24 protein-coding genes are annotated in these 26686 nt (G+C 38.8%); 6 read left to right on the forward strand and 18 right to left on the reverse strand.

Annotated features, from left to right (window positions below; all coding sequences use genetic code 11):
* Positions 1-14: 14 nt before the first annotated feature.
* Positions 15-854, reverse strand: a complete 840-nt coding sequence (locus tag AC3KZC_RS13010; RefSeq protein ID WP_490578865.1) for an HDOD domain-containing protein — start codon at positions 852-854, stop codon at positions 15-17.
* A 324-nt stretch (positions 855-1178) separates the two neighbouring features.
* The gene (locus AC3KZC_RS13015; RefSeq protein WP_490578864.1) at positions 1179-1574 is read right to left on the reverse strand and encodes an HIT domain-containing protein; all 396 of its coding nucleotides are present in this window, start codon (positions 1572-1574) and stop codon (positions 1179-1181) included.
* A 147-nt stretch (positions 1575-1721) separates the two neighbouring features.
* Here AC3KZC_RS13015 and AC3KZC_RS13020 point away from each other — a divergent pair, with 147 nt between their 5' ends.
* Together AC3KZC_RS13020 and AC3KZC_RS13025 are read left to right on the forward strand one after the other, a co-directional pair.
* Entirely contained in the window at positions 1722-3929 is a 2208-nt protein-coding gene (locus AC3KZC_RS13020; protein WP_490578881.1) for a S9 family peptidase, read from the forward strand.
* Between the two features lie 128 nt (positions 3930-4057).
* Positions 4058-5695: a methyl-accepting chemotaxis protein gene (locus tag AC3KZC_RS13025; protein WP_490578863.1), complete on the forward strand. Its 1638-nt coding sequence runs from the start codon at positions 4058-4060 to the stop codon at positions 5693-5695.
* Between the two features lie 216 nt (positions 5696-5911).
* On the opposite strand, the gene AC3KZC_RS13030 is transcribed toward AC3KZC_RS13025, so the two are convergent.
* Positions 5912-7450, reverse strand: coding sequence for a M17 family metallopeptidase (locus tag AC3KZC_RS13030; RefSeq protein ID WP_490578862.1), 1539 nt, complete (start codon positions 7448-7450; stop codon positions 5912-5914).
* Between the two features lie 144 nt (positions 7451-7594).
* Between AC3KZC_RS13030 and AC3KZC_RS13035 the strand changes: the two genes are divergently transcribed.
* On the forward strand, positions 7595-9910 hold the full coding sequence (locus AC3KZC_RS13035) for a methyl-accepting chemotaxis protein (RefSeq protein WP_490578861.1): 2316 nt from the start codon (positions 7595-7597) through the stop codon (positions 9908-9910).
* 29 nt (positions 9911-9939) lie between these two features.
* Here the strand turns inward: AC3KZC_RS13035 and dinB are convergent, their stop codons facing one another.
* From dinB to AC3KZC_RS13110, 15 genes are all read right to left on the reverse strand, one after another.
* Complete coding sequence (dinB, locus tag AC3KZC_RS13040; RefSeq protein WP_490578860.1) at positions 9940-10989, reverse strand: DNA polymerase IV; 1050 nt, start codon at positions 10987-10989, stop codon at positions 9940-9942.
* Between the two features lie 80 nt (positions 10990-11069).
* A complete protein-coding gene (gene nqrM / locus AC3KZC_RS13045) occupies positions 11070-11282 on the reverse strand; it encodes a (Na+)-NQR maturation NqrM (protein WP_490578859.1) in 213 nt (70 codons plus the stop codon).
* A 79-nt stretch (positions 11283-11361) separates the two neighbouring features.
* Complete coding sequence (locus tag AC3KZC_RS13050; RefSeq protein WP_490578858.1) at positions 11362-12405, reverse strand: FAD:protein FMN transferase; 1044 nt, start codon at positions 12403-12405, stop codon at positions 11362-11364.
* A gap of 112 nt (positions 12406-12517) precedes the next feature.
* Positions 12518-13744, reverse strand: a complete 1227-nt coding sequence (gene nqrF, locus AC3KZC_RS13055) for an NADH:ubiquinone reductase (Na(+)-transporting) subunit F (protein ID WP_490578857.1) — start codon at positions 13742-13744, stop codon at positions 12518-12520.
* Positions 13745-13761: 17 nt separating this feature from the next.
* The gene (nqrE, locus tag AC3KZC_RS13060) at positions 13762-14370 is read right to left on the reverse strand and encodes an NADH:ubiquinone reductase (Na(+)-transporting) subunit E (RefSeq protein WP_086742558.1); all 609 of its coding nucleotides are present in this window, start codon (positions 14368-14370) and stop codon (positions 13762-13764) included.
* Between the two features lie 10 nt (positions 14371-14380).
* The gene (locus tag AC3KZC_RS13065) at positions 14381-15013 is read right to left on the reverse strand and encodes an NADH:ubiquinone reductase (Na(+)-transporting) subunit D (RefSeq protein ID WP_086742557.1); all 633 of its coding nucleotides are present in this window, start codon (positions 15011-15013) and stop codon (positions 14381-14383) included.
* Positions 15006-15758: a Na(+)-translocating NADH-quinone reductase subunit C gene (locus tag AC3KZC_RS13070; protein ID WP_490578856.1), complete on the reverse strand. Its 753-nt coding sequence runs from the start codon at positions 15756-15758 to the stop codon at positions 15006-15008. The genes AC3KZC_RS13065 and AC3KZC_RS13070 overlap by 8 nt, the downstream gene beginning before the upstream one ends.
* The gene (locus AC3KZC_RS13075) at positions 15751-16953 is read right to left on the reverse strand and encodes an NADH:ubiquinone reductase (Na(+)-transporting) subunit B (RefSeq protein WP_490578855.1); all 1203 of its coding nucleotides are present in this window, start codon (positions 16951-16953) and stop codon (positions 15751-15753) included. Before AC3KZC_RS13075 ends, AC3KZC_RS13070 begins: the two co-directional genes overlap by 8 nt.
* 2 nt (positions 16954-16955) lie before the next feature.
* Positions 16956-18299: a Na(+)-translocating NADH-quinone reductase subunit A gene (locus tag AC3KZC_RS13080; protein WP_490578854.1), complete on the reverse strand. Its 1344-nt coding sequence runs from the start codon at positions 18297-18299 to the stop codon at positions 16956-16958.
* 400 nt (positions 18300-18699) lie between these two features.
* Entirely contained in the window at positions 18700-19890 is a 1191-nt protein-coding gene (fabV, locus tag AC3KZC_RS13085; protein ID WP_490578853.1) for an enoyl-ACP reductase FabV, read from the reverse strand.
* Positions 19891-20012: 122 nt separating this feature from the next.
* Positions 20013-21119 (reverse strand): TRAP transporter substrate-binding protein, encoded by a 1107-nt coding sequence (locus AC3KZC_RS13090; protein WP_490578852.1) that lies wholly within the window; start codon positions 21117-21119, stop codon positions 20013-20015.
* A 12-nt stretch (positions 21120-21131) separates the two neighbouring features.
* Positions 21132-22511, reverse strand: coding sequence for a TRAP transporter large permease (locus tag AC3KZC_RS13095; protein WP_490578851.1), 1380 nt, complete (start codon positions 22509-22511; stop codon positions 21132-21134).
* Position 22512: 1 nt separating this feature from the next.
* Positions 22513-23049 carry a TRAP transporter small permease subunit gene (locus AC3KZC_RS13100; protein ID WP_490578850.1) on the reverse strand — a complete coding sequence of 179 codons (537 nt, stop codon included), beginning with the start codon at positions 23047-23049 and terminating at the stop codon, positions 22513-22515.
* Between the two features lie 96 nt (positions 23050-23145).
* Entirely contained in the window at positions 23146-23469 is a 324-nt protein-coding gene (locus tag AC3KZC_RS13105; protein ID WP_490578849.1) for a BolA family protein, read from the reverse strand.
* A gap of 177 nt (positions 23470-23646) precedes the next feature.
* Positions 23647-24273: an alpha-ketoglutarate-dependent dioxygenase AlkB family protein gene (locus AC3KZC_RS13110; RefSeq protein ID WP_490578848.1), complete on the reverse strand. Its 627-nt coding sequence runs from the start codon at positions 24271-24273 to the stop codon at positions 23647-23649.
* A gap of 16 nt (positions 24274-24289) precedes the next feature.
* Between AC3KZC_RS13110 and AC3KZC_RS13115 the strand changes: the two genes are divergently transcribed.
* From AC3KZC_RS13115 to AC3KZC_RS13125, 3 genes are read left to right on the forward strand one after another with little or no spacing between them, the layout of a single operon-like run.
* A complete protein-coding gene (locus AC3KZC_RS13115; protein ID WP_490578880.1) occupies positions 24290-25426 on the forward strand; it encodes a methyltransferase in 1137 nt (378 codons plus the stop codon).
* Positions 25427-25457: 31 nt separating this feature from the next.
* On the forward strand, positions 25458-26009 hold the full coding sequence (locus AC3KZC_RS13120; RefSeq protein ID WP_490578847.1) for a YajG family lipoprotein: 552 nt from the start codon (positions 25458-25460) through the stop codon (positions 26007-26009).
* Between the two features lie 4 nt (positions 26010-26013).
* Positions 26014-26634: a peptidylprolyl isomerase gene (locus AC3KZC_RS13125; RefSeq protein ID WP_490578846.1), complete on the forward strand. Its 621-nt coding sequence runs from the start codon at positions 26014-26016 to the stop codon at positions 26632-26634.
* The last annotated feature ends 52 nt before the right edge of the window (positions 26635-26686 follow it).

Below are 26686 nucleotides of genomic sequence, written 5' to 3' on the forward strand. Positions count from 1 at the left end.
TCAGTATCGAACGATTAAGCAAAAATAGCTTTAACGTCTTCAAGCATTGTTAAGTATTCTTCGCTTTGTAACACGTCAATCGACGGAATAATTTCTTTATCTACGTAAACTTGTAGTGCAGCGTGTTTATCTGATACTTGTAATAAACCCTGCTCAATTGCACCAATACGAATAAAATCGACATAACATGGTTGTTCCGGACGATAATTAGGGTTTGCCCAACTTTCAGCAACTTCAACAAACTCGTCGGTAAAACCCCAAGCACGCATAATTGAACCACCTATTTTACCACCCAAACGTTGAATAGAATGCGCTAAAAAGCTTGGGTTGCCAAAGACCTCTTCATGACGCTCTGCCTCAGTTAAAATAGGTAATACTCCAATGTTATAGACTAAAGCGGCCAGTGTAATAGTATCAACATTTAATGATGTTCGCTTATGTCCTTTTAAATACATTTGCATCAAGGTAATAGCACTCGCGGCCACCGTCAGTGTGCGTTGCCATGCTTTATCCATATACCCTTTCACCAAAGCATTTTTTGAAACAAACAGCTGTTCCATTGCCATCGCTGTGGCGATATTTTTAATCTGACGCAAACCAATCCGTGTAACAGCTTGATTTAATGTAGATACTTTAATAGTGCGGCCTAAAAAAGCACTATTTGCAATTTTAATCATCCTTGCTGCTAATGCTGGGTCATGGGCAATAACATCTGCCATAGCCATTAGATTAGCTTCCGGATCATCGGCTGTTTTTCTAACTCTTACTGCAATTTCGGGTAACGTAGGTAGCACTAAAGTATCGTTATTAATCTTCTCGATTAAGATAGTAAGTAATGCATTTTCTGTAGACATAAGATCCTATTCCTTAATTCAAAATCCCCAAATTACAAAGGGCTAGATAATTATTGTTATGTTGATTTAAGTATCGGCTAAGAAATCAATAAAGTTAAGGGAAAAGTTTTGTTTTTAAGCAATTTTTTAAAACACTGTTAACAAACAATCTCTTTTATGACGACTTAATCTATTTACTGACAAAATACTTAATAAGACTCTGACATTTTAATAGTATCTGTATAGCCAATAACTTAGAACATCGCCATTTAGAGACTCTTTACAACTCAGATAGGTTAAATAGCCTGCCACCCCCTTTTATTTGATAGCGTCGAACTCGCTTTTTCATGCCATTTTTTGTCGTATTTGTTCTATTTCGTCATCTGAATAAGCGACAGCTGGTAACTTTCCCCACACAGGAGCAGGCCAAGCTAAATCGGTTTTATAACGGGCAATATGATGAATATGTAACTGTGGCACCATATTACCCAACGCCGCTATATTGAGCTTGTCCGGTGAGAATTGCGCTTTGATTTTATGGCTAAGCTGCATCGACTCTTGCCAGTATGTTTGCTGCTCTTGCTCTGATAAATCAATAAACTCAGTTAGTCCAGCAACTTTAGGAACCAGAATAAACCATGGAAATTGACAGTCGTTCATCAGTAATACTTTACATAAAGGCCAATCAAATAATTCGATACAATCACGCTGTAATTCAAAAGCTAAAGAGAATGGAGTCATAATAGATAAATTCGGTAATCAAAAAGGAGCCTTATTTAACCTTAACCTGCTGTTGATAGCAATTTGTTGCAGTTCAAAATAGATGCCATTACCATCAAGACAACATCAATAAAAAAAGGTCGCACAGTGAAAAAATTAACGACGCTGATGGCGCTTACTTTACCTTTGGTAATAACAACGCAATTTGTATCAGCCCAACCGCTAACTATCGAGCGTATTTTCTCCGATCCGGGCTTAGCAGGAAAATCGCCCGTTAAACTTAAGTTTTCACCTGATGGCAGTCGCGTCACTTACTTGCAAGGCAAGGTAGAAGATTACGACCGTTACGATTTATGGGAATACAACTTAAAAGATAATACCAATCGAATTTTAGTTGATTCAGAGCAGCTTTTTTCAGGCCCTGAATCACTATCAGACGAAGAAAAAGCCCGCAGAGAGCGCCAGCGCATTTTTGGTAAAGGTATCTTAGAATACACATGGTCTAAAGATGGTAAAGCCTTACTTTTCCCACTGAATGGCGATTTGTATTATTACAGTTTATTAGATGGCAAAAGTAAGAAGCTCACTAATACTCCAGAATTTGAAACCGATGCGCGCTTTTCTCCCAAAGGTCAGTTTGTTTCGTTTATTCGAGAGCAAAACCTTTATGCTCTGAACATTGCTTCCGGCCAAGAAATTAGGCTCACCCAAGATGGTGGCGGCACCATTAAAAACGGCATGGCTGAATTTGTAGCTCAAGAAGAAATGGGCCGCATGACTGGTTACTGGTGGGCAGGTGACGAGTCTAAAGTTGCTTTTACCCGTGTAGATGAAAGCCCTGTGGCCGAAGCTATTCGTAACGAAATTTATGCCGAAGAAGTAAAGCTTTTTAACCAGCGCTACCCATTTACTGGTACAGCGAACGTTGATATTCAACTGGGTGTGGTATCAATTAGCGACCAAAAGATTGAATGGGTTGATTTAGGTAAAGATAAAGATAAAGACATTTATTTAACTCGCGCTAAATGGCTCAACGATAGCCAAACTTTATCGTATCAATGGCAAGACCGTGCTCAGCAAAAATTAGAGCTGAGATTTTATGACAGCAAAACCAAGCAACAAAAAGTAGCCGTTACCGAAATCAGTAAAACATGGATTAATTTACATAATGACTTGCGCTTTTTGAAAGACAATAAACATTTTGTTTGGGCATCTGAGCGTGATGGTTTTAAACACCTTTATTTATACAAGAATAATGGCCAACTAATTCGCCAGATTACTCAGGGCGATTGGATTGTAGATGATATTAAAGGCATCGACGAAAAGTCAGGCGTGATCTATTTTGCAGGGCGTGTTGATACACCACTTGAAAGCCACTTATATCAAACGTCATTATTTAAAAAAGGCAAAATCAAGCGTATCACTGAACAAGGAAGTTATCATGGCGTCGTGATGGCTGATGATAACAAAACCTTTATCGATAGTTTTTCGTCGGTGAATCAACCGACGTCTGTTGCGTTGCGTAAAAACAATGGTGAGTTTATAACTTGGCTTGAGCAAAATAAACTAGATGAGACCCACCCTCTTACACCTTATCTAGCCGACTTAGCCCTACCTGAATATGGCACGCTTGCAGCAAAAGATGGTCAAGCATTACATTACCGCATATTTAAACCAAATAACTTAGTGCAAGGTAAAAAGTACCCTGTGATTGTAAATGTTTATGGTGGTCCACATGCCCAACGAGTCACTAACAGCTGGCGCAGCAAGAATTTGTATTTTCAATACATGGCTCAGCAAGGATATGTGGTTTTTCAACTTGATAACCGAGGCTCTTATAACCGCGGTAAAAAATTCGAGGATGCCATTTACAAGCACTTAGGTGTTGTAGAAGTCGATGACCAAATAACTGGAGTCGAACACCTAAGAAGCCTTGATTTTGTTGATGCTAATCGCATTGGTATTTATGGTCACAGCTATGGTGGCTACATGGCACTTATGGCAATGTTTAAAGCAGGCGATTATTTCCAAGCAGGCGTATCTGGTGCACCTGTCACTGATTGGGCGTTATACGATACACATTATACTGAGCGCTATTTAGGACACCCAGAAACAAACGCTAAAGGCTATGAAGCAAGCGCAGTATTCCCTTATGCTGACCAATTAAAAGGCCCTCTTTTGATTTATCATGGTATGGCCGATGACAATGTTTTATTCACCCATGCAACAAAAATGTTTAAAGTCTTACAAGATCAGGTTAAACCATTTGAAATGATGACCTATCCTGGCTCAAAACATAGCTTAAGAGGTAAAGAAGTACAAACTCACCTCCACCAAACGATTAGCAATTTCTTCGATAAATCGTTTAAACAATAAAAATCAAAAAGAGCTAACACACGTTAGCTCTTTTCCTCCCCCCTACCAAATTATTGATATAAAACAACGCCTGTTCAATCTGACTTGAGCTAAACTAAAAAGACAGTTTAATTAAGGAGGAATAACTCGTGAGCTTTTTACGAAAATTTACCATTTTACAGCGTCTAGCAATGCTGTGTGGATTAGTTATTTTAGGCCTATTAACACTCTCTTTAACGAGCTTAAAGCAAACCTATGATGCTCTAGAACAAGAGCAATACATAAAAACACAACAACTAGTAGAGTCCACCAACGGGATCATTCTCTATTTTTACGATCTGCAACAAAAAGGGATGCTTCGCGAAGAGCAAGCAAAACAACAAGCTGCCGCAGCAATTGAATCTGTACGCTATGATGGTGATAATTATTTTTGGATCACTGACTTACAACCCACCATGATAATGCACCCACTTAAACCAAGTCTCAATGGTACTTCGGTAGCCGATATTAAAGACCCAAATGGTGTCACATTATTTAGTGAAATGGTTAAAATCGCGAAAACTAAAGGAGCTGGTTTTGTTCCTTATCAATGGCCTAAGCCTGGTTTGCAAAAACCTGCGGATAAAATATCTTACGTGAAATATTTTTCCCCTTGGCAATGGGTGTTAGGTTCTGGTGTTTATTTAGATACAATAGAGCACTCTTTCTCATCGGTGCGTAACTGGCTCATTATTGATGCCGTTATAAGTGCAATAGTCGTATGCTTTTTAAGCTACATAATAGCCAATAGCATCTTAAAGCCAACCCGAACAGCTGCTAACCTTATGAAAGATGTTTCACAAGGTGAAGGTGATTTAACCCAAAAATTAGACCAGAATGGCCAAGATGAAATATCGAGATTGTCTCGTTATTTTAATATGTTCACAGACAAAATGTGCCAATCACTAAAAGAAGTAGCGCATAACAGTAATGCTGTTTTAAATCATGCCAAATCAGTCTCACAAGCAACCACACGAAACCATGAATTCATCCAAATTCAAAATAAAAATAGCAGTCAAGTAGCAGCAGCAATGCTTGAGATGACTGAGCAAATCCGCGAGGTTGGGTCTAGCGCAGGCGCCGCAGAAAAAGCAGCCAATGATGCGAAAACCAACACAGAACTTGGCAGAAGAATTGTTTCAAAAACGATAGGTGAAATAGAAGCCCTTTCTGAGGATATTACATCAGTAAGTCAAACAATTATCAGCTTAGCTCAAGAAACAGAAAATATAGGTACCGTGCTTGATGTGATCCGCAGCATTGCAGATCAAACCAATTTATTAGCTCTTAATGCAGCCATCGAAGCTGCTCGTGCTGGAGAGCAAGGAAGAGGCTTTGCTGTGGTAGCTGATGAAGTACGTACTTTAGCCAGCCGCACAGGCAAAAGTACCGAAGAAATTCAAGTGATGATCCAAAAGTTACAATCTGGCGCTCAAAAAGCAGTAGAAGCAGTTAAAAGTAGCCAAGCACGCTCAAGTGCAACCGTTGAACAAGTTGCGCAGGCAGATCAAGCGCTCACTGAAATAGCGAGACTGATTAGCATTATTTCTCAAATGAACAGTGATATTGCTCAAGCTACCTTACAACAAAATCAAACGGCAGATAATGTGAATGCTCGAATTTGTGAACTAACAGAAATGACAGCTAAATCTCTTGAGAATACAGAACTACTTGGTCAGGCAGGAAAAGAACTCAGTGCTAGTAGTCACGATATGGCAAAAGTAGTGCAGAGATTTAAATTAGGTTAAAAAGAGTAACCAATAAGCCACTACTTTTAACCTTTGCGTTTGGCCCAAATTAAGGTGTGATTAACGATTACATTTAAGCGTTAATCACTTCCCTTTTATTGCTACCGCTTTTTAGACTCAAAAAATAAGCCAGAAAACCAACCATTAGTGCTTAAAGAAAATTCACTAGATGTCGGATAACTTAAACAGCCGATAAGCACTATAAACTCAATTTACTTATAAACAATAAGTAGCAAAAAAGCTCGCTACTGCAGCTGCAGTTGGCTTGCCATGTTGCCAATCCCCCCCTTCAACACCACTACCTGCAATATCAACATGAATATAAGGTAAAGGTAAATCAGAGTCTAAGCCATGCTTATCTAAACCAGATGCTATAGCCAAAAATGCCATTGGGAACTGATGCCCGCGAGCTGTAACTGCTGAAGGTGCGGTATTGCTTGAAATCACATCATCAGCAAGTGTTCTAGGGCGCACAAAGTCATAGTCCTCTTTACGACTACGCGACACTTCACTGCCATCGGCCCATAAATCGCCTTGCAGGGCTAATTTATAAGACAACTGCTGAACCAAAGCAGGTCCATTTTCAACGAGTGCTGTATAAGGCCCCATAGCTCTTGCAGCATGGCCGGTTAGTGTGGCAACGGTAAATAACTCAGGATTTATCTCTGTTTTAGCTCGCTCTTTGAGTTCATGAAGTAAATCACCCATAGCCAAACGACCTTCGGCATCTGTATTACCAATACGCACGCGCACACCTGAACGACTTGTTATAATTTCATCAGGAACAAAACAATCTGAACCGATTGAATTTCTTACTACAGCCAGCAAAGCTACGACTTTAAGTCCCTTTGGCTGATAATCTGCTACTGCTTTCATAAAACCAGCAACAGAAGCTGCACCGCCTTTATCACGGCTCATACCAGCCATAGCGCCACCCACTTTTAAATCAGCACCACCGGTATCGTAAACTAAGCCTTTACCAACGATCAGTAAGGTTTTTTGAATCTCACCATCAGGATGATATTCTAACTTAACCACTCTAGGATGATGACGTTCAACAGCATACGAAGCACGAGCGACCGCACTAAGCATTGGATATTCTTTATCAATCACTTTAATATCGTCAATCACAGAAGCTGCGACAGAGCTATTTGCAAATAAGTCGATACAATAATCTGCAAATTTGGGTGGAGACATACGCTCAGGTTCAGTGCCGCATAAATCGCGCGCCGCATATTGCCCAGCTGTTAATGCATTTAATTGCTTTACTTGTGAGTCTGAAGCGCCAACTAAATGAATTTCAGTTACTGGCTCTATCTTAGTACCATGATGCTCTCTGGCCTCTAATGGCTGCCATAAAGCCTGACACGCCCCCATTGCAACGACCGATAATGCATGTTGATATTTATCACTATTTGGTACATTGAGTAACATAATGGCAGGTGATTTACTGCCTGCATTTTTTGCTTCTATAACCGCTAATTTAGCCGCATTAAAAAAACGTTTAACATCATCATAATCGCGATTTAAAGGCCCTGTAGGCGCCAAAATAATACGCATCCCTGGCGCATCTGGACTCACAATTAATACCGCCTGCTTACCAATTCGCTGATCAACCTGCTGCAGCTGTTCAATATTTTTTATAAAAGATAGTGATTTTAATGTCGAAAAATCATCCGCAATAATAATTAAAGCATCGCATTTTGAAGTCTTTAAATCGGCTTCTGCAATCGGAAAAATAGTTGGTTGGGCCATGATGTAACTCAATAATACAAAAATAAAATCCAATTATCGCAAAAAGCATCTATTAAACAAAGGCAATAAACAGCTCTGGCAATAAAAACAAAAATTACTGAAATTCACCTATACTTAAATAATTCTCAAAGCGGAGTTTGAACGATGAACTTAAAAGTTAAAATCGTAGCGAGCTTTACAGCCCTAGTTGCAATTTCATTGATAATTTTATCTTTTGTACTTGGAAATTACAGTAATACAAAAGCAAGCCAAACATTAACAAATCAAATATCAGAGCGTTTAATCGGCTTAAGGGATGCAAAAAAAGAGCAACTCACTGATTATCTTGAACTTATAAACAATCAACTTAAAACCCTTGCAAGCAGTGAAACATTAATTGAGGCGTCAGCTGATTTTATTCGTGCATTTCACCTTTTAAACAACGAAAAAGCAGACCCTAATTTATTATCTCAGTATTATCACAATGAGTTTATTAATCAGTACCAGCAACAAAATGGCAAAAAATTTGATGTTGAGCCTATTTTAACCAAGCTAGATACCAAAGCTCGGTATCTGCAAAGTCTTTATATAGCTCAAAACAAACATGCTATTGGTAATAAAAATAAATTAAATTATGCCAATGACAATAGTGAATACACACAGTTACATCTAAAATATCATGAATTTTTAAACCAATACCTAGAGCGCTTTGGCTACTATGATATTTTTTTAGCCGACGCCAATTCTGGTCATATTATTTATTCAGTTTATAAAGAAATTGACTTCGCAACATCATTGCTAACAGGACCATTCAAAAGTACCGGATTAGCAGAATCTTTTAATCAGGCTAGGAATTTAAAACAGGGCGAAATAGCATTTAGCGATTTCCAAGAGTACCGCCCTTCATACGATGCATCTGCAGCATTTGTCGCAACACCAATCGTTCAAAACAACAAAACAATTGCAGTTCTTATTTTTCAAATGCCTATTGATAAAATAAATGCGATTACCACTTACCAACAACAATGGAAAAGTCGCGGATTAGGTGAATCAGGTGAAACCTACTTGGTTGGACAGGATCACAAAATGCGCAGTCAAAGTCGCTACCTAATTGAGAATAAAGATCAATACTTAGCGGCGATTAAAAAATCAGGTGAAGCTCAGCAAGTTATCACCAACATTGAGCTTAAAAATACATCCATAGGCTTTCAGACCATCGATAATGACTCAGTTAAAAATGGATTATCTGGTTTGTCAGGGATAACAACTGTGAAGGACTACCGTAATGTCTGGGTTGTTTCAGCGTACACCCCAATAAAATTTCATGATCAAACATGGGTCTTAATAAATGAGATTGACCAAGAAGAAGCCTTTTCTGAAATAGACTCATTGGTGCAAAACATCACTTTTATTACGCTCGCAACCACCTCATTAATGCTAATAGCATCTTTTATCGCCTCTCTTTACTTGAGTAATTATATCGTTAAACCAATTCGTAAACTGAGCCTATTTATTCGCTCAACCGCAGATAACATGGATTTAACTCAGCGAGTTGATGCGACGGATATTACTAAAGATGAAATAGGTATAGTCATGACTTCATTTAACCAAATGCTCGATACATTTGAGCAAACCCTCCAAACGGTTAACAATGCCTCTGAACATTTAAGCCAAGAGCTCCATCAATTACAACTGCATTTTAATGATGTAATTAATAAAACAAAAATACAAACTGACCTTACAATTCAGATATCTGCAGCGATGGAGCAAATGGCAACGACATCTGAAGATGTTGCTTTTAACGCGCAGCAAACAAGTGATGCTAGCCATGGCGCGGTGATACAAGCTGAAAAAGGAAACCTTGATGTTACTAAGAACTTAACAGCTTCCAGAAGCTTGTCACAAGCAATGGAGTCAACTAGTGAACAAATGGCACAACTAGAAGAGAAAACAAAAAGTATTAGCAGTGTACTTGACGTAATTAGAAATATCGCAGATCAAACCAACTTATTAGCTTTAAATGCCGCTATTGAGGCTGCGAGAGCGGGTGAGCAAGGAAGAGGCTTTTCTGTTGTGGCCGATGAAGTGCGCTCTCTTGCTAAAAGAACACAAGAATCCACCTCTGAAATAAACCTAATTATCCAAACTCTACAGCAAGGTTCTGAAGATTCCATGCAAGCAATGAAAGTATCACACGATTTAGCAACCCACACCCTACATTCATCTGAAGATGCGGGCAGCAGTTTAAAATTAATAAATGAGCAAATTCATAAAATCGAGGCTTTCAATGAGCAAATGGCCACAGCTGCAACAGAGCAAAGTGCCGTAGCCCGAGATGTAACGAAGCAAGTCAGTGATATTACAAACTTAGCAAATGAAAATGAATCGAGCATTCAATCAGCTAATCATTCAGCTAATCTTGCTTTAGATGAATCAAACGAAGTGAAGCAGCAAATATCGAAATTTAAATTATCGAAATAAAGCGCCTCAAAATAAATATTACAGCATACCTAACAATCAAAGCTTAATTGGGTGCTGACAATTTCGTCTGACAAACCAACTCCAATTCCAATTAAGCGGACACTTTTTTGCCCGCCACGAGAATAAGCTTTAAAAAGCAACTGTTTAAAAATATCTAAGCTTAATGCATTACAACTGAAATCAGCCGTAGTGCTAATGAAATCTGAAAACTTTACCTTTACTGACAACTTGCAAATTCGACCTAATAATTGCTGCTTATCTAAACGCTGATGAAGCTCAATTAATAAATCATTAAGTTGAGTTTCACAATGTAAATAAGAGCTTAAGTCATATTCGTAAGTGTGTTCAACACTGAGTGACTTTCTAACCCGATCAGGGTTAACTTGCCCAACATAAAGGCCAGAGCATTTTTTAAATAAATCAAGGCCAAAGTGCCCTAGATGATTTAGCATCCAGCGTTCTCCCCGCTCAATCACATCTTGACCTGTAAGTAAGCCCATAACCTGTAATTTTTCAAAGGTCACTTTACCGACTCCTGGAATCTTTTGTAGTGCTAATTGAGATAAAAAATGCTTTACATTAGCTGGCTCAATCACACATTGTCCATTGGGCTTATTTAAGTCACTAGCTATTTTGGCAACAAATTTTATTGGTGCGATTCCAGCTGAAGCAGTGAGCTGAGTTTGTTCAAAGATCTCATCTCGGATCTGCTTTGCAATTAAAGTTGCACTGCCAAAGCACTGATTGCAGTCGCTGACATCCAAATATGCCTCATCTAATGACAGAGGCTCAACAAGATCCGTGTAACGATAAAAAATAGATCTAATTTGCTTTGATATATCTTTATAAACAGCCATGCGTCCAGGAACCATAACTAATTCTGGGCATAGTTTTTTAGCTTCATAATTTGACATAGCCGCACGTACACCAAATTGCCGAGCAACATAATTTGCAGTGCACAACACACCTCTTCGGCTGTTGCCACCAATTGCGATTGGAAGTTGAGTTAATGCTGGATTATCACGCATTTCGACCGCAGCATAAAAACAGTCCATATCAACATGAATGAATTTTCTCATAATAAAACACTGTTTTTTTATACAGTATCATTTTTATAATCACAAAAAAAGCACCTAAGTGCTTTTTAATTCATTATGAGTTACAGAATTTGATTCTCTTTCCAAATTTGCTCTTTAGCCATTCTTTTTTTACGCTTATCACATGGATTATCACAATCACATGCTTTTTCAACACCTACAGCACCTAAACCACCACAACTACTTGCCATCGATTTTTTTTGAAAAATCATACCAACAGCCATTGCTGCGATAACAATCATGAATAAAACAAATGAAAGAATATATAAAGACATTTTTCGCCCCAAAATGAATTACAACAGATAATACTCAGCGCTAATTATACCCCGAGCGCTTAGTAAAATCACAACTTAACTACATGTAAGGCGCAAAAGCTTTACTTGCATAGGGTTCTAAACCATTTGCAGTTTTAGATATTAAGTACGCGGGTATATTATGCGCCTCTACATACACTTTTGCTTTTTCAGTTCCCATAGCAACCAAAGCAGTAGCTAACCCATCAGCTGTCATTGCGGATGGATCCAAAACGGTAACAGAAACTAAATCTTGCATGATCGGCTTTCCTGTTTTAGGACTGATAATATGTGCATAAGGCACACCATCAACCTCAAAGAAAATGCGATAATCACCAGAAGTAGCAACCGACATAGTACCTGGATGTAATGTTTTATGAATGGCGCGCTGCAATAGGTTTGCATCAGGTTGCTCAATAGCAATCGTCCATGGTTCATTATTTTCCTTGGTGCCTGATATTCTTAATTCTCCACCTATTTCGACCATATAGTTTTTCAAACCTTGCTGCTCTAGAAATAGAGCAACCTTATCAATACCATAACCCTTAGCTATAGCAGAAAAACTTAATTCTAAATCAGGAATAGCTTTTGAAATACCTTGATCTGTTAGAGTGAGCTTATCGATTCCGATTCGTTGCTTCATAGTAATTATTTCATCATCACTAGGTACTCGCTCTGGATGTTTATCAGGACCAAAACCCCATAAATCGATTAAAGGCCCCATAGTGACATCGAGTGTTTGAGTGCTCTTACCAAGGCGTATCGATTCAGCAACAACAATTCTAAAGTCATCTGAGATCTTAAACGGGGTTAAAGCCGTTGAGTGATTAAAAAGGCTAATTTCGGAATCTGGTATATAAGTAGACATGGATTGATTAACATCAGCCAATATTTGAGTGACATCAGAATACAAATTAAGTGATTGCATCTGATTAATTGGAACAAACACTTTAACCGTAAAAGTGGTACCCATAGTCTTACCTTGAAGTAAAACCTCTTGAACGCGGTTTTCTTTTGTAGCAGGCTCACAACCTTGAAGAATTAAAGTTAATAGCAGCACGCTTGCTAGTAAAAACCAACTGTGTTTCCAACCTAAGCTCTTCATCTTAATCCTCAAACTTTTATCAATACAAACAAAAAGGCTTCTTATCAGATAATGTCTAATAAGAAGCCTTATATTACCCTAATTGACTCAATTATGGGTCTAAAATTAGATACTAGCCACCGAAATCATCAAGTAAGATGTTCTCTTCTTCAACGCCTAGCTCTTTGAGCATATTGATAACAGCTGCATTCATCATTGGAGGTCCACACATATAAAACTCACAATCTTCTGGTGCTTCATGATCGCGTAAATAGTTTTCATAAAGTACGTTATGGATGAAGCCCTTATAGCCTTCCCAGTTATCTTCTGGCTGTGGATCTGATAATGCACAATGCCATACAAAGTTTTCATTCTCAGCTGCTAAGCCATCAAAATCTTCAACGTAGAACATTTCACGTTTAGAACGCGCACCATACCAGAAGCTCATCTTACGCTTAGATTTCAAGCGCTTAAGTTGGTCAAAAATATGCGAACGCATTGGTGCCATACCAGCACCACCACCAACAAAGACCATTTCTGCATCGGTATCTTTCGCGAAAAACTCACCAAATGGACCAGAAATCCAAACTTTATCACCTGGCTTTAATGACCAAATATACGAAGACATTTTACCACACGGCAATGTTAAGTTATTTGGCGGCGGAGAAGCAATACGCACATTCAGCATGATAATGCCTTCCTCTTCTGGATAGTTAGCCATTGAGTAAGCGCGGATCGTTTCCTCGTCTACTTTTGACTCCAGATTAAAGAAACCAAAACGCTCCCAATCACCACGGTATTGCGCTGGTACATCAAAATCAGCATATTTAACGTGATGAGCTGGTGCTTCAATTTGAATATAACCACCCGCGCGGAAAGGTACAGATTCACCGTCAGGAATACCAAGTTTTAGCTCTTTAATGAACGTTGCTTTGTTATCATTAGAGATAACATCACATTCCCACTTTTTAACTCCAAAGATTGATTCTTCAAGTTCAATCTCCATATCAGTTTTCACATTAACCTGACACGCTAAACGGCAACCCTCACGCGCTTCACCTTTAGAAATATGGTCAAGTTCTGTTGGTAGAATATCACCACCACCTGAATGAATGTGTACACGACATTGGCCACAAGAACCACCGCCACCACAAGCTGAAGAAATAAAGATACCCGCATCGGCTAAAGCGCCAAGCAACTTATTACCTGCAGATGTTTTAACTGATTTAGAGGCATCACCGTTGATACCTATCAATATGTCACCACTTGCTACTAACTTAGATTTAGCCGCAATAATGACTAAAACGAGCAGTACCACGATAGCCGTGAACATACCTACGCCTAAATATATCTCAAGCATGATTTTTCCTTGCTACCTTAAAGTGAAATACCAGAAAACGACATAAAGCCCAACCCCATCAAACCAACTGTAATAAAGGTAATACCTAAACCACGAAGACCATCAGGAATATCAGCATATTTCATTTTTTCACGAATACCTGCAAGTGTTGCAATTGCAAGCGCCCAACCCACACCAGAGCCAATACCATACACCACTGATTCAGTGAAATTATAGTTACGCTCAACCATGAAAGATACAGCTCCAAAAATTGCACAGTTAACTGTGATTAATGGTAAGAAGATACCTAATGCATTGTAAAGTGCAGGGAAAAATTTATCTAAAGCCATTTCTAGAATTTGTACAAGTGCTGCGATAACGCCAATGAATGTTAAGAAACGTAAGAAGCTTAGGTCAGCTTCAGGAAAGCCTAACCATTCAAGTGCGCCCGGTGCCAATACTGCGTGAAAAACAAGATTGTTAACCGGTACAGAAATACCTAGTACGAAGATAACTGCTACACCTAAACCTATCGAAGTTGTAACCTTTTTCGACACAGCAAGAAATGTACACATACCTAAGAAGAATGATAATGCTAAGTTTTCAATGAAAACCGCTTTAACAAATAAACTAATATAATGTTCCATTGTTCTCTCCTTAACCTTTCGCTTCTACTTGGTCTTTCTTATAAGTACGTAGTACCCAAATGAATAAACCAATGATGAAGAAAGAACTTGGTGGAAGAATCAGTAAGCCCATAGGCTGATACCAACCACCATCAGACACTAATGGTAGAATTTCTGCACCAAATAGTTTACCTGAACCAAATAACTCACGAATGAAACCAACAGTGATTAATACCACTGAGTAACCTAAACCATTACCGATACCATCTAAAAATGACATCAATGGTGGTGATTTCATTGCATAAGCTTCTGCACGACCCATTACGATACAGTTAGTAATAATCAAACCAACGAATACAGAAAGCTCTTTTGCTGTCGCATAAGAGAAGGCCTGTAGTACTTGGTCAACAATAATTACTAATGATGCAATAATCGTCATTTGCACGATAATACGTACACTTGATGGGATCTGGTTGCGGATCAATGAAATAAACATACTTGAAAAGGCAGTAACCAATGTCAAAGCAATTGACATGATCACAGCATTTTTTAAGCTTGATGTTACTGCAAGTGCAGAACAAACACCTAGTACTTGAAGTGCAATTGGGTTATTGGCAAAAACCGGTCCAAATAAAACCGACTTCATTTCTTTAGTATTAGCCATTATTCAATGCTCCTTGACGAACTTTAGCAAGGAAAGGACCAAAGCCATTTTCACTTGTCCAGAACTTAAAGGTATTATCAACACCTTTAGATGTTAATGTCGCACCCGATAAGCCATCAACCTTATGAACATCACCCGCTGCATTTGCCTTTACGATATCAACTGGGAGTTGCTTACCAGTCCATGATGAAACCCACTTTGCATTTTGAATCTCACCACCAAGACCTGGTGTTTCAAAATGTTTATAAAAGTTGATTGATTTAATCGTTTTAGTATCCGGCTCAAGAGCGATAAAACCAAACATAACACCCCATAGACCATAACCTTGGACTGGTAATATGATTGATTGAATAGCACCCGTCTCATCTTTCGAGAAATAAACTGGAGATTCTGTAGTCATACGCTGAATACCAGCTGTATCTGTTGCTTTATCTAACTTAATGCTACGTTTCGCATCAAATTTTGACTTTTCAAAATCAAAACTATTAGGGTCAGTATCAACAAACTCACCTGTTTTCATGTTAACAACACGTGCTTCAATGTTTTTTTCAAACACAGCTTTAACATCTTTAACATCAGAAAAACCAGCCGCTGCTAAGATATTACGTTGAATATCTTTAGCTTTATTTTCATCTTGAAAAGGACGAAGTTGCACTGATGCAAATGATACAAAAATAGCACATACTAAACATAGTGCAGTAACCACACCAAGTGTTTTACCAATAGATTCGCTATTACTAGACATTGCGTGCTAACCTCCTCTTGATGTTAGACTGCACAACGAAGTGATCAAATAACGGTGCAAACAAATTAGCGAATAAAATAGCTAACATCATACCTTCTGGGTATGCTGGGTTTACTACACGGATCATCACAACCATAAAACCAATTAAGATACCGTAAGACCATTTTGCTTTATCGGTAAATGATGCAGATACAGGATCTGTAGCCATAAAGAACATACCAAATGCAAATCCGCCCAATACTAAATGCCAATGCCAAGGCATAGCAAACATAGGATTTGTATCAGAACCAATCGCATTAAGTAAGAATGAAGTTGCCACCATGCCAATCATGACACCCGACACTATACGCCACGAAGCTATTCTTACATAAATTAAGAATAAACCACCAAGCATGATAGCAAGCGTAGAAGTCTCACCAACAGAGCCTTGAATAAAACCATAAAAAGCGTTTAACCATAGTTCCATGTTGCTGTAATCGATGCTACCAACAACAGCTTGGCCTAGCATAGTTGCACCTGAAAAAGCATCAACAGCAGTCCATACTGTGTCACCCGAAATTTGAGCTGGGTAAGCAAAGAACAAAAACGCACGGCCAGCTAGTGCTGGATTTAAGAAGTTACGACCTGTACCACCAAATACCTCTTTAGCGATAACAACACCAAAAGTGATACCAAGCGCTACTTGCCACAAAGGAATTGTAGCTGGTAGGATTAATGCAAATAGTACTGATGTTACGAAGAAACCTTCATTAACTTCATGCTTACGTACAGATGCAAAAATGACTTCCCAAAAACCACCTACAATGAAAGTAACAGCGTAAATAGGTAAGAAGAAACAAGCGCCATAAAACATCTTAGCGCCCCAACCAGCTTCTGCAGTGAGTGTACCTCCTAGCAGTTGGAATAAACCAACTTGCCAAGTATTAGCCAACTCAAAACCACCTGCTAATGCTACTGATGCCTGATGGCCAATATTAAACATACCAAAAAACATAGCTGGGAATGTTGCCATCCAAACTAAGATCATAATACGTTTTAAATCGATATTATCACGAACGTGAGAACCTGATTTTGTTACTAAACCAGGGGTATAGAAAATTGTTGCTGCTGCTTCATATAAAGCATAGAACTTTTCGTATTTTCCACCTGGCTCGAAATTGTGTTCAATTTCTTCTAAATAATTCTTTAAGCTCATTATTAACCATCCTTCTCAATTGTTGTCAGGCATTCACGAAGGATAGGACCAAATTCGTATTTACCAGGACAAACGAAGGTACATAACGCTAAATCTTCTTCATCTAACTCTAGTGCACCAAGAGCTATAGCACCGTCTAAGTCACGAGAGATTAGATCGCGCAGTAAAAGCGTAGGTAAGATATCTAGCGGCATTACACGCTCATAGTTACCAATTGGCACCATAGAACGATTAGAACCACCTGTAGACGTTGTCATTTTAAACAAGCGCTTTGGTGATAAATGCGACAAGAATGTACGCGTTACTGAGAACTTTTTGCTTCCAGGTACAATCCAACCAAACAATTCTTTTTCACGGCCTTCGACCAGAACAGAAACTTGGTTATGATAACGACCTAAATAAGCTTGTGGGCCCGCAGCGATAGTACCAGATAAAACAGAACCAGAAATAATACGGTTTTCACCGTCTTCAAGTTCACCTGAAACTAACTCAGTTAATGAAACGCCGAGTCTTGTTTTAATTAGACGAGGGTTTTTAACTGATGGACCAGCAAGAGAAATCACACGATCAGTGAAGATTTCACCGGTCAGGAATAACTTACCAAACGCAATCACGTCTTGATAACCTAAATGCCAAACCTGCTTAGAAAGCGATACTGGGTCAAGGAAGTGAATGTGGGTACCAACAAGACCTGAAGGATGCACGCCAGCAAATTCATGTACTTCTACAGAAGCAATAGAAGAGCTAGGAACAACACTACCAGCGGTTTTACATACAAACACTTTACCATCTGTTAAACGAGATAGCACAACTAAACCCGCTTCAAATGCTTCGCTATGCTCAGCAATGATCACTGCAGGATCTGCAGCTAATGGGTTAGTATCACTTGCAGTAACGAAGATAGAGCTAGGATTTGCATCCAAAGCCGCAACTTTACTGAAAGGACGTGTTCGTAACGCCGGCCATTGGCCTGATTCAACAAGTACTTCTTTAACTTTTTCACGATCTAGGGTCGCAAGCTCGCCCGCCGAGAAAGAGTTAAAGGTGATTTGCTCGTTACCATCTAGTTCGATGACAACCGATTGCAAAACACGTTTAGCACCACGGTTAATTTCTTTAACTACACCAGAAGCTGGGGCAGTATATTTTACACCTGGGTTCTTTTTATCAATAAAAAGAACTTGGCCTTTTTTGACTTGGTCATCCATGCGAACTAGCATGGTAGGACGCATTCCGATGAATTCTTCACCTAGCACAGCCACTCGTTTGACGGCAGAGCCATCATGAATAACTTGCTGAGGCGCGCCTTCAATAGGAAGATCCAGACCTTTTTTTATATTGATCATACGCACTTGCATTACATTAACGGAAAGAAACTGAAAATTCTGCTTACTGTATAAGCCAACTTATTTTTAAGTCCACTAAAGTACATCGCTCGACAATCTTTTTATCAAACAATGCTAGGTTACACAGTGAAACCCACACATATCCACCGAATTTTAACATTATTATCCCCCTTTATGCGAGTCTAATTGTCAAAATTCTTTATACAAATTACCTAATTGAAGCTGATTTTTTACGCTGCGCAAATTTCGAAGAACAAATTAAAAAAAATGATTTAACTTTAGAAATGTCAATAGTCTATTTAGCTAAATCTAAGTTGTAAGCGCTTTGTAAAAGGCAGATGATAGTTTAGCTGAGGATAAAAAAAAGGCCGCATATTGCGACCTTTTATTTTTTAATTGATTAAACCATCTGCGCAATTGGCGTCACAGGGTTTACTTCAGCATCATAATCTAAATGGTCAATACCAAAACCGAACAAACGTAAAAATTCATTGTGGTAACCAACATAATCAGTTAGCTCATCAATGGTATCGGTATCAACACTATCCCAAATGTTTTGAATACGACTTTGCACGTCATCTTCAAGTTCTTTGTAGTTTTGAAATAAATGACCATCAGCATCTAAACGTGGTGTTGCACCAAATAAATTCTCAACAAATAAACCGTAAATTTGCTCAATCGTACCTTCATAAGTACCATCTGCTTTCATCACTTTAAATAAAGCTGAAATATAGAGCGGCATAATTGGAATTGCTGAACTCGCTTGGGTTACAACCGCATTTAAAGATGATACATACGCCTCACCATTTAAATGTGCTGTTGCTTGCTTAATAGCAATTACGGCACGGTCTAAATCTTCTTTTGCTTTTCCAATTGTTGCATGTCCATAAATTGGCCATGTCAACTCTTTACCTATGTAAGTGTAAGCAGTGGTTTTAAAGTTTTCAGCTAACACATCTGCATCTTTTAATGCATTAAGCCATAATTCCCAATCTTCACCACCCATAACTTTTACTGTATTGGCTATTTCATCTTCATTAGCTGACTCTACGGTTATAGAATCAATAGTACGTTTTGAAGTATTTAAATTTTTAGTCGTAACAGACTGACCAATCGGCTTCAAGGTTGATGAAAATACTTCGCCAGTAAACGGATCTGTACGACGAGGTGACGCTAAACTATATATAATTAAATCAATTTTACCCATTTCTGCTTTAATAGTTGCAATGGTTTTTTCTTTAATTTCATTTGAAAACGCGTCGCCATTAATACTTTTAGCCCACAAACCTTGCTGCTGAGCTTCATCATGAAAAGCAGCTGAATTATACCAACCTGCAGAGCCTGTTTTACCTTCAGTACCTTCTTTTTCAAAGAAAATGCCTAGCGTTTTTGCATTCGATGCAAACGCAGCAGTGATGCGAGAGGCAAGACCGTAGCCAGTAGAGGCACCAATTACTAAAACATTTTTAGGGCCATTTTTTATTTCGCCTTGCGATTTAACGTATGCGATTTGTTCTTTTACATGTTCAGCACAGCCGATTGGGTGTGCATTGGTGCAGATAAATCCACGGATTTTAGGTTTGATTACCATTTTTGATTCCATATCCATCACATAAAACTGTCAGCTAGTTTAAATCACATTTAATTAAAACAGGTCTGATCAGCAGCATAATATTAAAAAAAGGCGCATATAGCGCCTTATTTATCTGTTTTTTAACGATTTAGATAATACGCTTTCTCTGAAATTGTATGATAATTGGTTACTTGTTGTAAAAATGCATCATACGATTGCCAAATTTCATTCATTTTAGGGTCAACAGCTATTTGCTCTTGCATCACTTGTATTGTTGCTTGTTTCAATGCAGCCATTACTTCTGGCGGTAATGGACGAATATCAACATGATGTTTGTTTTTTAATTGTTCTAACGCTTCGTTATTTCGGGCTGTGTATTCATCTAACATATCAGTGTTAGCTACGCGCATAGCTGCTGTGACAATCGCCTGTAAATCACTTGGCAATGCACTAAAAGCCTCTTTATTAATTAGAAATTCAAGGTTTGCACCTGGCTCATGCCAACCAGAATAATAATAAAACTCAGCCGCTTTGTTTAAACCAAACGCTAAATCATTATAAGGTCCAACCCACTCGGTTGCATCAATAGCCCCCGTTTGCAATGAAGTAAATAAGTCCCCACCTGTAAGCGATACAGGGATCCCACCTAATTTTTTCAATACTTCACCACCTAAACCTGGGATCCGCATTTTTAAGCCTTTTAAATCATCAACGGTGTTTATTTCTTTTTTAAACCATCCAGCAAGCTGAACACCTGTGTTACCACCCGCTGCGGGAATTAAATTAAATGGTGCATACAAATCTTGCCATAGTTTTAAACCACCGCCATGGTGTATCCAACCATTAACCTCTTGTGCATTCATGCCAAATGGAATTGCAGTAAAAAACTGTGCTGCGGGTATTTTCCCTTTCCAATAATAAGCAGCACTATGCCCCATTTGTGCTGTTCCTGCTGACACAGTATCAAACACCTCAAAACCCGGCACCATTTCACCGGCACCATATACTTTAATTTTAAGACGACCATTACTCATAGCATCAACATTTTTAGCAAAACGTTCAGGTGCAGTTCCCAAGCCTGGATAGTTTTTAGGCCAACTGGTCACTAACTTCCATTTGATCGGTGCAAGCTCTTGATGTGCTACACTCGCCTTTGCTTGATTTTGATCCTCAAGCGTTTTATCGCCGCAACCACTCAGAATAAAGCTTAATAAAATACCACACCATGGAATGAGTTTATTTTTCATTTATTATTTTTCCTATCCATATAATTTTGAAGGTAACCATGTCACCAGTTCAGGGTAAATAGCCATCAATACTAATAGCAATAATTGGATTAGCACAAATGGAATTACTCCTTTATAAATGTCGGTTGTTAAGATTGATTTATCTGCGACCCCCCTTAAGTAAAAAAGGGCAAAGCCAAATGGCGGCGTTAAAAATGAAGTTTGTAAATTAACGGCTATCATGATGCCAAGCCAAATTGGGTCAACTCCTAGCATGAGTAGTATGGGAGCAACAATTGGCACAACAACAAAAGTGATCTCTATAAAATCTAGAATAAAACCAAGTAAAAACATCACTAGCATTACAACAACTACAGCAGAAAAAACACCGCCAGGTAATTGTCCAAATAAACTCACGACCAACTCCTCGCCACCAAAACCTCTAAAGACTAAAGAGAAAATAGCTGCACCAATCAAAATCATAAAGACCATGGCAGTCACTTTGAGAGTGCCTTGCATCACATAATTTAAATTGGCTAAATTAAGCTGCTTTTGCCAAAAGGCAAGTACCATAGCACCAAAAGCACCAATACCTGACGCCTCTGTTGGCGTAGCAAAACCGAATAAAATTGAACCAAGCACCACTGAAATAAGTATTAAGGGTGGGATCAATGCCATCAGTGGACCCACTTTTCGCCGTCCTTTTATAACCGAAATATCTTCGTCAGTTAAACTTGGCACTTGCGACGGCTTAATAACAGCAAGCAGTACAGAATAAAGAATATAAAAAGCAACCAAAATAAAACCAGGTATAATTGCCCCAGCAAACAAGTCCCCAACTGAAATCGTTTTTGGTGAAAAAACCCCCATGTTCAATTGCGCTTGTTGATAACTACTCGACAGTACATCGCCAAGCAAAACCAATGCAATTGAAGGCGGAATGATCTGCCCAAGGGTCCCTGTTGCAGCAATAATCCCTGTACTGTAACGCGCACAATAACCACGTTTTAACATTGTCGGTAACGCAAGCAAGCCCATCGTAACCACAGTCGCGCCTACTATCCCCGTACTTGCGGCCAGCAGCATACCAACCAAAGTGACTGCAATGCCCATTCCTGCCTTAGTTTTACCAAATAAAATCGCCATGGCGTCGAGTAAATTTTCCGCCACTTTTGATTTTTCAAGCATCATGCCCATAAATACAAATAAAGGCACAGCAAGCAAAGTAGTATTAGTCATAATGCCATATAAGCGATTGGGTAAAGCATGTAAAAAAGCCATATCAAAATGACCTATCAACACACCAAAGCCTGCAAATAACAATGATGTGCCAGCCAACGCAAACGCCACTGGAAAACCCGTTAACAGCACTAAACAGACCAAAGCAAAAAGGTATAACGCCAAATAATCCATCTTAAAACTCCTCATCCTGAGGCGCTTTAGCGCAAAAGAAAACGGTTATGCCCGCGCGTAAGAACATGGCAACAGCTTGCAAAAACAAGGTTAACGGCATTAATAAAAGAAGCGTTTTAAGCAGATAAACAAAAGGTAAGCCGCCCGCTTCGATTGAGCCTTCAGATAAAACCCAAGATTGCTCGACATAATGAAAGCTGGCCCAAAATATAAACCCAAGGGTGGGCAGTAATAACAACAAACAACCAAGAAAATCGACGATTGCTTGTTGTTTAAGTGATAGTTTTCGGTAAAAAACATCGACCCTGACATGACTATTATGTTTAAGCGCATAACCACAGCCCAACATAAACACACTGGCATGCAAATAAACGATTGACTCTTGCATGCCAATCCACCCCAAATTAAAACCGTATCGTAAAATTACCACTGCGGTCATAATGACCACCATCAAAACGGTAAACCACGAAATAACGAGCCCTAACTTTTCGGTGAACTTATCAACACTGGTACAAAAAACATCAATAAAACGGCGCATAACATGATTTTAAAATTAACAAGATGCGCGAAAATCTAACACTTAAATAACATCTAATAAACCTTTGTTATTTGTTTTCATACCAATTAAGCCTATCTAAACGGCTGCATTGATCTTTTTAGAACCACCTAAGCAGTTAGGCGAGACCGGAGCTTGATGATATAAATCAGTCCACTCATGAGGGGTATAGGTATGAAGCGCCAATGCATGAATGTGATTAGCCAACTCATCAGCCAAGACAGCATTAATTGCTCTGTGGCGCTGCAATAAACGCTGACCGGCAAAATCTTCTGTCACAATAATCACTTTAAAATGGGACTCTAACCCTGCACTGTGCATATGACTTTCATTAATGACTTCAAGGTGTTGACAATTAAATTGAGCTATAAGTTTTTCTTCAATTCTGATTTGCATTTGCATGGGGGCTTAACCTTTGATTAATCTTAGTGAAACTGTAGCGCATTACGCTTTAACCACAGCGCTATTTTTTAGCCGATTGAGCCAAGCGCTTGTGCGTACAACAAAGATTATTTTATTGTAAAAACGAAGAAGCCTATAGCTAAAATTCATTTTTTCGAATAACCGCTTTAATTTGAATTACCTAACATGATGAGGTAACACATAACGAAAGGTTAAATTAATTCGCCCCTCTTTAACGCCAAGCTGTTTTGGCAAACTATGTTGAAAATCAATTTGTGAACGACCAGACATTAATACGCAATCACCGCTTTGCAATTGCAAATTGTAAACTGTTTGTGTCTGCTTGTGTTTAATCTTAAATAACCGACTGGTACCTAATGATAACGAGGCAATAAAAGGTTCGCTACCAAGCTCAGGTTCATCATCGCTATGCCAGCCCATGCTATCTTGCCCATTTCGGTACCAATTAACCAATAAAGCATTAAAAGGAACACCGAAGGTATTACTCAATCTATTTTTGATTGCCAATAACACCTCGGGCCAAGGCTCTGGGCTCATTGTTAAGCCCGAATACTGATATTCAAACCCTTCATCGCCAATATAACATTGTAATCTTGGGATAGAGACCGCTTTACCATAAATGACTATTTTGGGCTGTTGCCAAGTACACTCATCAATCAAATAACGGTATAACGCATTCGCCTTATCGTGACTAATGGTGTTTTGATGATAAATAAAGCCATTTGGTAAGGATTTAACCTTGGTGTTGAACAAAGGCATGGTAAAATCACTCACACTTTGCAATTAATCCAATATGATTATGATGACACAAGCCACTTTGGGCACAAAAGTATTTTCGCTCGATCGTTTTCCTCTTGATCAAATCAATCGCAGTTTACAAGCATGGGATTCAGCAGATGAATACCTCATTGATTATGTGAATGAACACCACCCAGAGGCTGAGCGCATTTTAATTTTAAATGATAGCTTTGGCGCACTAAGTTGTTACTTTATCAGCCAAGGCAAGCAATGCACCACTGTCAGTGACTCTTATATTGCCGATCAAGCAACTTTATATAATGTTGAACAAAATCAATTAGAAAAAACACAGTTAAGCCAGCTCAATAGCTTGTCATCCATTACGGGGGAGTTTGATTTAGTCTTAATTAAACTACCAAAAAACTTAGGTTATTTAGCGCACCAATTAGCCAGCATCAGCCAATCGGTCAAGCTCAATACGCCCGTTATCGCTGCAGGTAAAACTAAAGACATCCATAATTCAACGTCTGCTAATTTTGAAAAGTTCATCGGCCCAACAAAAACCAGCTTAGCGGTCAAAAAATCGCGTTTAGTGATTAGCAATCTAACCAAAATACCACAAACTAGCCCGTACCCTATTGAATGGCCTCTTGAAAAAACAGCTTTCAGCATTTTTAACCATGCGAATGTTTTTTCTCGAGACTCATTAGATATCGGAGCACGTTTTTTTGCTAACTATTTACCCCACGGACAAAAACCGCTTGATGTAGTTGATTTAGGCTGTGGTAATGGCGTTATCGGATTGCAAACACTACAAACTGTAGGCAGTGCAAACCTCACTTTTGTTGATGAGTCTTTTATGGCAATTGCGTCAGCAAAGTTGAATGTAGAAAAAAATCTGCCAGAAAAAATCGAACAATGTCATTTTATTCAAGGCGATTGCCTAAGCGATATAGCATCTCAAAGCCAAGATTTAATTTTATGTAACCCACCATTTCATCAGCTTCAGGCCGTAACCGATCACATTGCTCGTCAAATGTTTGAAGATAGCCACCGTGTACTTCGCAGCGGTGGAGAGCTTAGAATTGTCGGCAACCGCCATTTAGATTACCACGAACAACTAAAACACTTGTTTGGGAACTGCCGCTTATTAGGTTCAAACAAGAAATTTGTCGTACTCAGTGCTAAAAAACGTTAACTCAACACTTTACACTTTTAATGGAAAAATTATGAAAGCTATTATTCTTTCGGTAAGTCTTCTTACCCTCACCGCCTGTCAAAACAGTCCGAGTCAAATCATTATTGAGCCTAATTACACAGCGTCAGGCAGCCAATTGATTGCTCAAAATTTAAATGTAACGGTCGCAGACCTTCGTAGGACACAAAACTCGTTAAAAATACAGACCACCGATGGCCCAATCTTGCTGCCAAGCAATAACTTACAGACAAGTTTAAAACGTAGCTTTGAAACCGCGCTTGAACGTCATGGAGCAAGTACAAAAAATCCAAGCGGCACACTTGTTGAACTAAAAATCCATCGCCTTGAAACGATTGTTCAGCACAAAACCTTAAAGTATGACAGTGAAACAATCGTCGAACTTGAGCTGATAGTAACCAAAGGAGAAAGCACATTTTCAAAATATTATAATGGCACTCAACGAGGTGAAGGGCCTTTGAAACACGACAGAGCTAAAATTGAAAGAGATTTGAATACCTTGTTAGAGCAGCTGCTCTCCCGTATGGTAACAGACATTGAATTTAAACAATTCTTAGAGGGCTAACTCAATGGGATTAAAAAACGTTATCGCTATTTTCTTGCTGCTTATGGCAAATTTAAGCCACGGTGCAATCGAAGGTAAATTTGTACAAAAAGATAATTTATTTCCCAAAGTGGCCATCACAACCACGCTAGGTACGATTGAAATTGAACTAGATCGAAGTAAAGCACCTCTTACGGTGAATAATTTTTTAACTTATGTCATGGATGGAAGTTACAAAGGTTCGGTTTTTCATCGTGTTGAAAAAGATGATGTAAACGAAAAAGATTTTGTGATTCAAGGTGGGGGCTATGATACAGACTACAACGGCATCGCTGAAAATGCCCCTATCTTTAATGAAAGTGGTAACGGTCTAAAAAATGATATGTACACCATTGCGATGGCTTATCAAGACAGTAAACCACATTCAGGTACTCGCCAATTCTTTTTTAACATGGAAAACAATGAGCACTTAAACCCAGGGAAAGGTTGGGGATTTGCAGTTTTTGGCAGCGTAACTAATGGCTATGAAACTCTTGATAAAATTATGGCTGTCAAAACCGATTACAATGAAAAACTCGGCTACTCATTTATCCCAGTAACGCCAGTTGTGATTCTGGATGTAAAAATGGTAGAAAGCACCCATTAATTTTTTCCCTCATGAGTGAAGTCACTCATGAGGGATACAAACATAACAACAA

The organism is Pseudoalteromonas sp. J2K-J031, assembly GCF_058197095.2.